The organism is Aeromonas sp. R2-3 (assembly GCF_040908375.1).
Taxonomy (GTDB): Bacteria; Pseudomonadota; Gammaproteobacteria; order Enterobacterales; family Aeromonadaceae; genus Aeromonas; species Aeromonas veronii.
The window spans coordinates 137,975-150,429 of sequence record NZ_JBFODP010000003.1; the positions used below are offsets into that span (position 1 = coordinate 137,975).

The 12,455-nt window shown below is 61.4% G+C and carries 11 protein-coding genes; 6 read left to right on the forward strand and 5 right to left on the reverse strand.

Annotated features, from left to right (window positions below):
• The first annotated feature begins 187 nt into the window (after positions 1-187).
• From AB5Z02_RS00640 to AB5Z02_RS00650, 3 genes are all read left to right on the forward strand, one after another.
• The gene (locus tag AB5Z02_RS00640) at positions 188-835 is read left to right on the forward strand and encodes a disulfide isomerase DsbC N-terminal domain-containing protein (protein ID WP_368214950.1); all 648 of its coding nucleotides are present in this window, start codon (positions 188-190) and stop codon (positions 833-835) included.
• Positions 801-2,531, forward strand: coding sequence for a single-stranded-DNA-specific exonuclease RecJ (gene recJ / locus AB5Z02_RS00645; protein WP_368214952.1), 1,731 nt, complete (start codon positions 801-803; stop codon positions 2,529-2,531). The genes AB5Z02_RS00640 and recJ overlap by 35 nt, the downstream gene beginning before the upstream one ends.
• 166 nt (positions 2,532-2,697) lie before the next feature.
• The gene (locus AB5Z02_RS00650) at positions 2,698-3,882 is read left to right on the forward strand and encodes a MerR family transcriptional regulator (protein WP_368214953.1); all 1,185 of its coding nucleotides are present in this window, start codon (positions 2,698-2,700) and stop codon (positions 3,880-3,882) included.
• Positions 3,883-3,949: 67 nt separating this feature from the next.
• Here the strand turns inward: AB5Z02_RS00650 and lnt are convergent, their stop codons facing one another.
• The 5 genes from lnt to miaB all read right to left on the reverse strand — a co-directional run bounded on the left by lnt (position 3,950) and on the right by miaB (position 9,621).
• On the reverse strand, positions 3,950-5,494 hold the full coding sequence (gene lnt / locus AB5Z02_RS00655) for an apolipoprotein N-acyltransferase (protein WP_368214955.1): 1,545 nt from the start codon (positions 5,492-5,494) through the stop codon (positions 3,950-3,952).
• A 148-nt stretch (positions 5,495-5,642) separates the two neighbouring features.
• Complete coding sequence (corC, locus tag AB5Z02_RS00660) at positions 5,643-6,527, reverse strand: CNNM family magnesium/cobalt transport protein CorC (RefSeq protein ID WP_005354092.1); 885 nt, start codon at positions 6,525-6,527, stop codon at positions 5,643-5,645.
• Positions 6,528-6,622: 95 nt separating this feature from the next.
• Complete coding sequence (gene ybeY, locus AB5Z02_RS00665; RefSeq protein WP_005354089.1) at positions 6,623-7,087, reverse strand: rRNA maturation RNase YbeY; 465 nt, start codon at positions 7,085-7,087, stop codon at positions 6,623-6,625.
• Entirely contained in the window at positions 7,084-8,133 is a 1,050-nt protein-coding gene (locus AB5Z02_RS00670) for a PhoH family protein (protein ID WP_368214957.1), read from the reverse strand. The genes ybeY and AB5Z02_RS00670 overlap by 4 nt, the downstream gene beginning before the upstream one ends.
• Positions 8,134-8,187: 54 nt before the next feature.
• Positions 8,188-9,621, reverse strand: a complete 1,434-nt coding sequence (gene miaB / locus AB5Z02_RS00675; RefSeq protein WP_005335132.1) for a tRNA (N6-isopentenyl adenosine(37)-C2)-methylthiotransferase MiaB — start codon at positions 9,619-9,621, stop codon at positions 8,188-8,190.
• A gap of 265 nt (positions 9,622-9,886) precedes the next feature.
• Here miaB and AB5Z02_RS00680 point away from each other — a divergent pair, with 265 nt between their 5' ends.
• The 3 genes from AB5Z02_RS00680 to AB5Z02_RS00690 all read left to right on the forward strand — a co-directional run bounded on the left by AB5Z02_RS00680 (position 9,887) and on the right by AB5Z02_RS00690 (position 12,455).
• Complete coding sequence (locus AB5Z02_RS00680) at positions 9,887-11,050, forward strand: FAD-dependent oxidoreductase (protein WP_042061083.1); 1,164 nt, start codon at positions 9,887-9,889, stop codon at positions 11,048-11,050.
• Positions 11,051-11,099: 49 nt separating this feature from the next.
• A complete protein-coding gene (locus AB5Z02_RS00685) occupies positions 11,100-11,666 on the forward strand; it encodes a cysteine hydrolase family protein (RefSeq protein WP_368214958.1) in 567 nt (188 codons plus the stop codon).
• A 132-nt stretch (positions 11,667-11,798) separates the two neighbouring features.
• A complete protein-coding gene (locus AB5Z02_RS00690; RefSeq protein ID WP_368215019.1) occupies positions 11,799-12,455 on the forward strand; it encodes an excalibur calcium-binding domain-containing protein in 657 nt (218 codons plus the stop codon).

The window sequence follows — 12,455 nt, forward strand, 5'->3', positions numbered from 1 at the left end:
CTTGGCAATCGGGGGGAACCATTTTTTTGGTACAAAGTGATATTAATTTTTTGGTAAGTAGCTGGTTGAATGATGAGCTGTGCTGCTGTAGTTTGCTGGGTCGATTCATTCATACCACGTGAGTAAACAAGTGAAGTATTTACTACTGGGAATGATGCTTTTGTGCACATTTGCTGCCAGAGCGGGGATGGATACCCAAGCCTTGAAACAGACCATCACAGCCCGGCTGGGGGTCCCCGTCTATCTGGTTGAACCGACCCCGATCGCGGGGTTGTATATGCTGGGCACCTCACAGGGGGTGCTCTACAGCGATGCCAAAGGGGATTATGTGGTGCAGGGGGTCATGCTTGATATGACCCGCGACATGAAGAACCTGACCATCTCGGGTATGCGCGAGCAGCGCCGACTTGGTCTGGCGCAGGTGGCCCATGCCCCCATCGTGCTCAAGGCCCGGGATGAGCGTCACCGGGTCGCGCTGTTTCTCGGCGAGCAGGACGCCAGACGTCGTCAGCTCTCCGGCACTTTGCAACACCTGCAGGCATCCGGGGTGAGCGTGGCTCTCTATCCGGTGATTGATCACGCCGAACGGGCTGCCGACTGGTGCAGCGATCCCCTGCTGCAAAATGATCCGTTAAAAGCCTATTTGCCTCAAACGGCATGTAGTGAGACCCTTATCCAAAATATTGGCCTGAGCCAATGGTTGGGGGTCAAGGTACTGCCGGCCTGGGTCTCCTCCGACGGGGATCTGGTGCGCGGGTATCAGAGCCCCGAACAGCTGCTCAAGATACTGGATCATATTGATGTCCCTGCAAATCCGTCGTCGTCCGCGAGTTGATGATTCCCATCTGCCTGCCACCCTGCATCCCCTGCTTCGCCAAATCTTCGCCAGCCGTGGCGTAGAGGATCCCGCCCTGCTGGAGCGCAGCGCCAGCCAGCTGTTGCCGCCCCAGCGCCTCTATGGCATGGAGCAGGCGGTGCCGCTGCTGGCGGAGGCCCTGACCGCCCAGAAACGGATCCTTATCGTCGGCGACTTCGACTGCGACGGAGCCACCAGTTCGGCGCTGTGTGTGCTGGCTCTGCGCGCCATGGGTGGCCGCCATATCGATTTTCTGGTGCCCAATCGCTTCGAGTTTGGCTACGGCCTCACCCCCGAGATCGTCGAGCTGGCGGTGGCCCGCGGCGCCGAGTTTCTGATCACGGTGGATAACGGCATCTCCAGCATCGCCGGAGTGGCGGCGGCCAAGGCGGCCGGCATGCAGGTACTGGTTACCGATCACCATTTGCCGGGTCAGGAGCTGCCTGATGCCGATGCCATCGTCAACCCGAACCAGCGCGGTTGCGATTTCCCCTCCAAGTCGCTGGCCGGGGTGGGGGTAGCCTTTTACCTGATGGCGGCCCTCAACACCCATCTGCGTCAGCTTGGCTGGTACGAACGGCAAGGGTTGCGAGCCCCCAATGTGGCGGATTACCTCGACCTGGTGGCCCTTGGCACGGTCGCCGACGTGGTGGCGCTCGATGGCAACAACCGCATTCTGGTCCATCAGGGGTTGCAGCGGATCCGGGCTGGCCGTTGTCGCCCCGGCATTCAGGCGCTGGTGGATGTGTCGGGCCGCGATGGTCGCCGCCTCACTGCCGCCGACCTCGGCTTTGCGCTGGGGCCGCGCCTCAACGCGGTAGGGCGCCTCGATGACATGTCCCTCGGGGTCGCCTGTCTGCTCTGCGATGACCTCAATCTGGCGCGCCAGCTTGCGGCCGAGATGGACAGCCTCAATCAGGAGCGCAAGGAGATCGAGCAGGGGATGCAGCAGGAGGCCCTCGCCACCCTGGAGCAGATCCGGTTTCGCGATGGCGAGGTGCCGTCGGGCATAGTGCTGCATCGGGACGAGTGGCATCAGGGGGTGGTGGGGCTGGTGGCTTCCAAGGTGAAGGAGAAGTACTACCGCCCGGTCATTGCCTTTGCCGAGAGCAGCGAGAGCGAGCTCAAGGGCTCCGGCCGCTCCATCCCCGGCGTGCACCTGCGCGATGCGCTGGAACTGCTCGATACCCGCCATCCGGGCCTGATGGGCAAGTTTGGCGGCCATGCCATGGCGGCGGGGTTGACCCTGCCCAAGGCCAACATCGAGGCGTTCGGTCGGGCCTTTGAGGCGGTCATCAGTGAGCTGGTGACACCGGAGCTTTTGACCGGGGTGTTGCTCACCGATGGCGAATTGTTGCCGGATGAGCTCAACCTCGAGCTGGCGGAGCTGATTCGCGCCTCTGGCCCCTGGGGTCAGGCCTTCCCCGAGCCGCTGTTCGACGGCGAGTTCGTGCTGGTGCAGCAGCGGCTGGTGGGGGAGAAGCACCTCAAAATGATGCTGACAACCGATTCCGGTCACGCGGTGGATGCCATCGCCTTTGGCGTCGATCTCAAGCGCTGGCCCGATGCCTCGGTGAAGCGGGTGAGGCTTGTCTACCGGCTTGACGTCAACGAGTGGCGCGGCAACCGCAGCGTGCAGCTGCTGGTGGAGCATCTGGAGGCAGCCGATCTCTGAGCCGGTAGTATCGCTGCTTTGTTGCTGACATCGTTGACAACGGCCACCCTCGGGTGGCCGCTTTTGTTGGCGGATCTCTGGAAAAGGGCGTTGACCTGTCTATAGCTTCACAGTTTAAGCTCATCTCTATCGGGTCATCTGAGGGCCCGCACCGTGAGTGATTGCCATGAAAATATCCGAACTGGCCCACCGCTGCGGCCTCGCCCGCTCCACCCTGCTCTATTACGAGAAGCTGGGAGTGATTGCCGGTACTCGGGCCGCCAACGGCTATCGCCACTATGACGAGGGGGATCTGCAGCGACTGCAGATGGTGCAGGCCCTGCAGGCAGGTGGTCTCAGCCTCAAGCAGTGCCTCGCCTGTCTGGCTGGCGAGATAGAGCAAGCGGCATTGCAGGCCCGGGTCAGGGAGCTGGATGAGGAGCTGGCGCGGATGCAGCGCGCCCGGGATCTGTTGGCGGATCTGGCAGGGCTGCGCCCGCGCTCCGGTGAGGAATTCAAGGCCTGGCAGCTGCAACTGAAGCGCGAGGCACCGGAGGCCTACTTCGCGTGGGCGATGAAACAGGGTTTTAGCGAGAAAGATCGCTACCACTTGCAATGGTTGAGCAAAGACATGAATGAACATGAGCGTTACATCAAGGACTTTATCCAGCTGCTGGATGGCATGAGTTACTGGGGGCCGGGGGATCGCGCCTTCACCCAGCAGCAGTTTGCCGCCTTGCCCATCCGGCCGCGCCGGATCCTTGACATGGGTTGCGGGCGCGGTGCCTCGACCATGGCGCTGGCTCAGGTGACCGATGCCACTATCGTAGCCATCGATCTGGAAGAGGAGGCACTGGCCGCCGTGGCGCACTCCGCCCGTGCGGCGGGCTTTGAGCATGTCTCCACCCTCTGCGCCAACATGGCGGCACTGCCGGACGATCTGGCCCCGGCCGACCTCATCTGGGCAGAGGGGAGCGCTTACGTGATGGGGGTTGCTAATGCGCTGAAGGCGTGGCGTCCGCTGCTCGCGAGCCCGCAGTCTTGCATCGTGCTGAGTGATGCGGTCTGGCTGACCGATAACCCGCCCGAGGAGGCATTAGCATTCTGGCAGCAGGATTATCCCGCCATGCAGACGCTGGCGGGCCTGCTTGAGACGGTACAAGCGGCAGGCTACCGCTGCCTATCACACACACCCTTGCCGATGAGCGCCTGGAACAACTATCTGGACCCTATCGAGGTCAATCTGGTGCGCTATCGAGACGAGCTGTGGGAGAGTGCCGCCTGGCAGGACTTGAGCCGGGAAGTAGCCATCCACCGCCAATATCTGGGCAGTTACGGCTATGTGATCTGCTGCCTGCAAAAAGATGCGTGATAATTTGTCGTAAAAAAATGAGGCGCCTGTGGGCGCCTCGTTGTTTATCAGGGATGGTGGATGGCCATTACAGCTCACGGGCCCAGGGGTGAGCCTTGGGGCGCAGCGCCAGGGCCAGACCCAGCAGCAGTACGGTCAGACCGTAGAGGGGCCAGCTGCCAAAGCGCAGGTAGGGGGTCTCGCCGTGGGCGGGACGCACCTCGCTGCGCAGCACACCCGCTTCAAACTGCGGGATCTGGCCGATGATGCTGCCATCGATCTCGGTCACGATAGTGATGCCGGTGTTGGTGTCGCGCAGCAGCGGACGAGCCAGCTCCAGTGCGCGCATCCGGGCGATCTCCATATGTTGCCAGGGGCCGATGCTGGTGCCAAACCAGGCATCGTTGGAGACGGTCAGCAGGAAATCGGTATCGGCATTGACGTTGCGGCGCACCTCCTCCGGGAAGATGATCTCGTAGCAGATGGCGGCGGCAAACTTGAGCCCCTTGGCGATCAGGTTTGGTTGCACCTCGTCACCCCGGCTGAAGGAGGACATCGGCAGGTTGAAGAAGGGGGCGATGGGGCGCAGCAGATCTTCAAACGGCACGAACTCACCGATGGGCAGCAGGTGGTATTTGTTGTAGCGGTTGGAGTGGTTGTAGAAGTAGGACTCCTTGCCATCCGCATCCTGCACCCCCATGCCGAGCACGGTATTGTAGAAGCGCTGTTGCTGCTCGTCGTAGTGAATAATCCCAGCCAGCAGGCCGGTATCGTTCACCTTCATCGCCTTGTCCAGATTCTCCAGATAGGGGCCCATCGCCTTCTCGATGGCCGGGATCGCCGATTCCGGCCAGATGATGATGTCGGCATCCTGATTCTCGCGGCTCAAGTCCTGATAGGTGCGCACCGTGGGGGCCAGCGCCTCCGGATCCCACTTGAGGGACTGGGCAATATTGCCCTGCACCAGTGCCACCTTGACCGGTTCGCCACGGGTCACCCAGTTGAGCTGCATAAGTCCGTGGGCACCGGCAACCAGCAGGGCGGGCACCGCCAGCCAGAGCGGGGAGCGGGACTTCCACACCAGCCAGATAGCGGAGGCGGACAGCAACAGGGCGAGGGTGATGCCCTGCACCCCGAGAATGGGGGCAAAGCCCTTGAGGGGGCCGTCGATCTGGCTGTAGCCAAACCAGAGCCAGGGGAAACCGGTCATCACCCAGCCGCGCAGCCAGTCAGCGACCAACCAGAGGGCCGGGAAGGCGAGCAGCCAGCGGCTCCAGTGACGGCCGCCAAAGAAGCGGGCAAAGACCCAGCAGGCGAGCGTCGGGTAGAGTGCCAGATAGGCGGAGAGCCCGGCCAGCAGGACGAAGGCGACCGGCAGCGGGATGCCGCCAAACTCGGTCATGCTGACATGGATCCACCACAGCCCCGGCAAAAAGAGTCCCATGGCGTAGCCAAAACCGCGCCAGGCAGCCTGTTTCGGCGTGGCTTTGTCCAGCAGGGCGTAGAGGCCAAGCAGGGAGGGGATCACCAGCGGCCAGTAGCCGAAGGGGGAGAAGGCCAGCACCGCGATGGCGCCAGAGGCCAATGCACTGAGGCTTAACAGAATTTTGGAAGTAACAGGGGATAATCTCACGGGCGATGGTGCTCGTCTTGGTGTGCAACTGGGGTCGAATGGCCGGTATCTTAACCTGTAAGCGGGGCAACGGCGAGCCTCGATGCCGGTGGCAGAGAGCACAACGCCCCGAGGTCGGGGCGTTGTTTCACACATCGAGCGGATCTGCCTATTGCGGCTCGGATTGCGCCGCCGCGTGGTGCTCGGGGATCTTCACCTGCAGCTGCTGCAGACGGCGCCGGTCGGCATGCATCACCTTGAACAGGTAGCCGTCCAGCTCGATCTCCTCGCCCTTCTTTGGCAGGTGGCTGAAGGCGTGCATTACCAGACCACCCACCGTATCCACCTCTTCATCGCTGAATTTGGTGCCGAAGAAGTCGTTGAAATCCTCGATCTCGGTCAGGGCGCTGATGGAGAAGACCCGCTTGCTGAGGCGGCGGATTTCGTCCGGCTCATCCTCGATGTCGTCAAACTCGTCGTCGATCTCGCCAACGATCAGTTCCAGTATGTCTTCGATGGTCACCAGACCGGAGACGCCACCAAATTCGTCGACCACGATGGCCATGTGGTAGCGCTCTTCACGGAACTCCTTGAGCAGACGGTCAACCCGTTTGCTTTCCGGCACGATCACCGTGGGGCGCAAGATTTTCTCGAGCTGCAGCGGCTCGCTGGCGTGATGGCCGCCAAACCCGAAGGGGAGCAGATCCTTGGCGAGCAGAATGCCCTCCACATGATCCTTGTCCTCGTTGATCACCGGGAAGCGGGAGTGACCGGACTCGATGATCACCGGCAGGATTGCATCCACCGGTTGGGACTTCTCGATGGTCACCATCTGGGAGCGGGGGATCATGATATCGCGCACGCGAAGATCGGCGATCTCCAGCACCCCCTCGATCATGTCCTTGGTGTCCTGATCGATGAGGTCGCGCTCTTCGGCATCGGCTATCACGTCTACCAAATCATTGCGGTCTTTTGGCTCGCCCTGGAAGAGTTGGCTGAGTTTGTCGAGCCAGGTTTTCTTCGGCGAGCCGGTACTAGGGTGATCGTCGGTCATTTTTTCTCTTGGTTACTCGCTTAAACACACTTGAAATTGTTCGGGTTATATAAGGATGGCCATCTGCTGTTTCAAGTCGATGACCGTCCGACGTTTTACTCTTCGTCGTTCAGATAAGGATCGGCAAAACCGAGCTCCTGCATGATGTCGCGCTCAAGCGCTTCCATCTCTTCGGCTTCCTCATCCTCGATATGGTCATAACCTAGCAGATGCAGACTGCCGTGCACAACCATGTGGGCCCAGTGGGCCATGAGGGGCTTGCCCTGCTCCTCGGCCTCGCGCTCTACCACCTGACGGCAGATCACCAGATCGCCGAGCAGCGGCAGCTCCAGACCGGGTGGCGCCTCGAACGGGAAGGATAGCACGTTGGTGGGCTTGTCCTTGCCGCGATAGGTGAGGTTGAGCTCGTTGCTCTCCGCCTCGTCGACGATGCGCACCGTCACTTCAGCCTCCTGCTGGAAGCCGAGAATGGTGCCGTCGAGCCAGCCTTGCAGCTGGGCTTCGGTGGGCAGGCCGTCGGTGCTGGCACTGGCCAGTTGCAGATCCAGGGTTACGCTCATTGCTCGCTCTCTTTGCTGGAGTTTGTTTGGCCGGCCACCTTCTCGGCTGCCTGTTTGGCATCGAACGCCTCATAGGCCTGCACGATGCGGGCCACCACCGGGTGGCGAACCACGTCTTTGGACTCGAAGAAGTTGAACGACAGACCATCGACCCCTGGCAGCACTTCCAGCGCGTGGCGCAGGCCGGATTTGGCGTTGCGCGGCAGGTCTACCTGGGTGATGTCGCCGGTGACCACCGCCTTGGAGTTGAAGCCGATCCGGGTCAGGAACATCTTCATCTGCTCGGTGGTGGTGTTCTGGGCCTCATCGAGAATGATAAAGGCGTCATTGAGGGTTCTTCCGCGCATATAGGCGAGCGGCGCCACCTCGATGATGTTGCGCTCCATCAGCTTCTCGACCCGCTCAAAGCCCAGCATCTCGAACAGGGCGTCGTAGAGCGGGCGCAGGTAAGGATCCACCTTCTGGGAGAGATCGCCAGGCAGGAAGCCCAGCTTCTCGCCCGCTTCCACCGCCGGACGAGTCAGCAGAATGCGGCGAATTTCCTGACGCTCCAGCGCATCCACTGCTGCCGCGACCGCCAGATAGGTCTTGCCGGTACCGGCCGGGCCTATGCCGAAGCAGATATCGTGGCGCACGATATTAGCAATGTACTGGGCCTGATTTGGGCTGCGTGGCTTGATGAGACCGCGCTTGGTCTTGACCGTCACCTCCTTGCCATAGGGGATGCTCGGTGCCGGTTCGTCATCCTGCTCCAGCACTCGCGACTCCTGAATGGCCAGATGGACCATGTCGGGGGTGATGTCGGTCACCTTGCCACCCTTGAGGGGCTGGGTTTCCACATAAAGGTGCTTGAGGATGACGGCGGCGGCATCCATCTGGGCCGGTTTGCCCACCAGCTGGAAGTGGCTGTCACGGTAGCTGATCTCGACGCCGAGGCGGCGCTCCAGCTGCTTGATATTGTCATCGAAGGGGCCGCACAGGCTGGCAAGGCGCTGGTTGTCGGCGGGCTCCAGATGCAGATTCAGGGTCGAGATGTGTCGGCTCAAAATATCCTCGTCTCAAGGCGCTCCCCATCCGCCGGGCGAATGGGGAGGAGGGGATTAATGGGGTGTGAAGGCGGCCACGCCCAGCTCGTCCGGTACGTTATCCGGGCGACGGGCCAGGATTTCGCTCGGTGCCGTGGCGATCCGCAGGTTCATCTCGCTCTCGCCGCGGATGAACTTGCCGCGCAGGGAGTTGGGACGCACCTCGGTGATCTCCACGTCGGCAAAGCCGCCGATCAGGGTATGCTGGCCTTCGAAGTTGACCACCCGGTTGTTCTCGGTGCGGCCACATAGCTGCATCGGGTCGAGCTTGGAAGGCCCTTCCACCAGGATGCGTTGGGTGGTGCCCAGCATGGCGCGGCCAATCTGCATCGCCTGGTTGTTGATGACGTGCTGCAGGCGGGCCAGACGGGCTTTCTTCACTTCCATGTCGACATCGTCGGGCATGTCGGCGGCCGGGGTGCCCGGGCGCGGACTGAAGATGAAGCTGAAGCTCATGTCGAAACCCACATCCTCGATCAGCTTCATGGTCGCTTCAAAGTCTTCGTCCGTCTCGTTCGGGAAGCCAACGATAAAGTCGGAGCTGATGGTGATGTCGGGACGGGCGGCACGCAGACGACGGATCTTGGATTTGTACTCCAGGATGGTGTGCGGGCGCTTCATCATGGTCAGAATACGGTCGGAGCCGCTCTGCACCGGCAGGTGCAGGAAGCTGACCACTTCCGGGGTGTCTTTGTAGACTTCGATGATGTCGTCGGTGAACTCGATCGGGTGGCTGGTGGTGTAGCGAATGCGATCGATACCGTCGATGGCGGCCACCAGACGCAGCAACTCGGCGAAGGTGCAGATGCCGCCATCAAAGGTCGGGCCGCGGTAGGCGTTGACGTTCTGGCCGAGCAGGTTCACTTCGCGCACGCCCTGCTGGGCGAGCTGGGCGATTTCGTAGAGCACGTCGTCCAGCGGTCGGCTCACCTCTTCACCGCGGGTGTAGGGCACTACGCAGTAAGTACAGTATTTGGAGCAGCCTTCCATGATGGAGACGAACGCGGTGGCCCCTTCGGCGCGCGGTTCGGGCAGGCTGTCGAATTTTTCGATCTCGGGGAAGGCGATATCAACCTGGGCACCACGGCCCTCTTGCACTTCCTTGATCATGGCGGGCAGGCGATGCAGGGTCTGCGGGCCGAACACGATATCCACATAGGGAGCGCGTTGGCGAATCGCATCGCCCTCCTGAGAGGCAACGCAGCCACCCACGCCGATCACCAGACCGGGCTTGTTGGCCTTGAGCTTTTTCCAGCGTCCCAGCTGGTGGAACACCTTCTCCTGCGCCTTTTCGCGGATGGAGCAGGTATTCAGCAGCAAGACATCTGCCTCTTCGGGCTCTTCGGTAAGGGTGTAGCCATTGCTGGCATCCAACAGGTCGGCCATTTTGGACGAGTCATACTCGTTCATCTGGCAACCCCAGGTTTTAATGTGAAGTTTCTTGCTCATTGCTTCTCTTGACTTGTTTTGAAATCGGCATGGTCAAAGGACCGCGCATTTTACTCCGCAATCTGGATACTGCCTAGCTAATATCCAGATGGCAATGGTGCTCACCCGATACCTGTTGCCAGCAAGCTCAATAAGCTTTCTCCTTGATTTGACGCAGCAATTCCCCGTTTGTCTCACTGTTTATCAGTCGCCCTTGCGCTATCATGCAGCCATCCGGTTCACGTCCGGGCGCTGTCGCCGGACGCACCCTTTCAGGAATAAATGTATGGAACAGTGTGATATCGCCATCGTCGGCGCCGGCATGGTGGGCGCCGCCACCGCCTGTCTGCTGGCAGCTCAGGGCCTCTCGGTGCGGGTCATCGAGACCCAACTGCCGGAGCATTACGCGCCGGAGCAGCCGTTGGATCTGCGGGTCTCCGCCATCAGTCAGGCCTCGGTGGCGCTGCTGGAGCAGGCCGGTGCCTGGCACCATCTGCAGCAGATGCGGCTCTGCCCCTACCGCCGACTGGAGACCTGGGAGCTGGACGGTTTTGCCACCCGCTTCAATGCCGCCGATCTCGGCTTGCCCCAGCTTGGCTACATCATCGAAAACCGGTTGGTACAGCTCGCCCTGCTCAAGCGGATGGAGGATTTTCCCACCATCCAGACCCACACCCCGGCGGCGGTGACCAGCCTGCGCCAGAGTGCAGATGAAGCTGTGCTGACTCTGGACGACGGCACCGAGCTGGCGGCCCGATGGGTGCTGGCTTGCGACGGCGCCGAATCCCACACCCGCAAGCTGGCGGGTATCGGCGTATCGCGCTTCGAGTACCGCCAGCACTGCATGCTGATCAATATCGACACCGACTTTGCGCAGGAAGATATCACCTGGCAGCAGTTCACCCCGAGCGGCCCGCGCGCCTTCCTGCCACTACCAGGCCAGCACGGCTCTCTGGTGTGGTATGACAGCCCGGCCCGGATCCGGGCGCTGGCGGCCATGAGCAACGAAGGGCTTGCCGCCGAAGTGCGCCGCCACTTCCCGAGTCGGCTCGGCGGGTTCACCGTCACCGGCAAGGGGAGCTTCCCGCTGGTGCGCCGCCACGCCAACGACTATCACGCCGGTCGGGTGGTGCTGCTTGGCGATGCTGCCCACACCATCAACCCGCTGGCGGGGCAGGGGGTCAACCTCGGCTTCAAGGATGTGGCCTGCTGGGCTGATCTGCTGCAAGGAGCTGGCGCCGACTGGCATCAGCTGGCGTTGGCCGAGCGTTACGAGCGACGCCGTCGCCCCGACAACCTGCTGATGCAGTCGGGAATGGATCTCTTCTACGGGGTATTCAGCAACGAGATTGGCCCGCTCAAGCTGGCCCGCAATCTTGCTCTCAATCTGGCGGACAAGGCGGGCCCGCTCAAGGAGATGGCGCTGCGCTATGCACTGGGGCTGGTTTGACAGGTAGAAACCAGGTAACACGGGCAGAATGCGCGAAGGAGCAAAGGTGATGAACAAGGCACTGTTGGTGATCGATTTTATCAACGATATTGCCCATCCCGACGGGCGCATTGCCGCCTCCGCAGCCCACGTGGTGGAGCAGGATGCCATTGCGCATGCCAATCAGGCGCTGGCCCATGCCCGCGCCCACGGCTGGCTGGTGGTGCTGATCAAGGTGGGCTTTGACGGCGGCTATCAGCTGCAACCCAAAGGCTCCCCCATGTTTGGTCGCGCTCACCAGCAGGGTGCGCTCTCTTTGGCTGACAGCGGCACCGACTTTCATCCTGATCTGGATGTGCAGCCCGGCGATCTGGTGCTGACCAAGCCCAGGGTCAGTCCCTTCTATGGCACGGCGCTGGAGCCTGCGCTGCGCGCCAATCACATCGACCACCTCTATCTGTGCGGGGTGAGCACTAGCTGGGCCATTCAGGCGGCGGCGCGGGATGGTCACGATCGCGACTACGCCATCACCATTCTGGAGGATGCCTGCGCCGCCGCAGATGCCACCGAGCATCACACCTCGCTGCGGATGCTGGGCCGTATCGCCGAGATCATCAAGGTGTCCCGGCTGGCTTGATCCTTAACGCAGGCAGCACCCGAGCACCGTGTTGAGATTGACTCAGCGGCCCCTTGTCGGGCCGCAGCGCTTTTGGGCAACATGATTGTCGGGCAATATAGTGCTCACATGGATAACAACAAGGATGGACAGATGCGTTATCAGGGACGGATCGCGAGCTGGAACGAGGCGCGCGGCTTTGGATTTATTACGCCGGAGCAAAATGGCGCCGAGCAGGCAATCAATGGAGCACGCAGTGCAGGGCTGTTTGTGCACGTTACGGCGCTGCAATCAGATGGCCGCGTGCCCGAGCCGGGGGAGCGTGTCACCTATCTGATCGGCAGTGGCCAGGATGGCAAACCGAGGGCGTTACAGGTCTTTTTCCCCGATCGCCCGCTCACGTTGGCGGATGCCGAGCCTTCATCCGCATCATCGGCGGCGCCATCGTTTCGGGCGGCAAGTCAGCCGCCACGATCCACCTCGACCAGAGAGAGAAGTAACCCCTATCGACGTCGCAAGAGCAGCTGGAGTGGCAAATTGATCCCTCTGCTGGTGCTCGTCGGCCTCTTTTCCATCTATTCCCGTTTCTCGGCCGAGTCGATGGCGCCATTGCCGGTCTCATCTTTCAATCAGGAGGAGGTCAGCACGCCACAGGCAACAACCTTTATTCGTCAGTGTGATGGTCGGCAGCATTGCTCCCAGATGACCTCCTGCGAGGAGGCAACCTGGTTTTTGCAACATTGCCCGAACACCAAAATGGACGGAGAGGGCGATGGCATCCCCTGCGAAAATCAGTGGTGTGGCCATTAA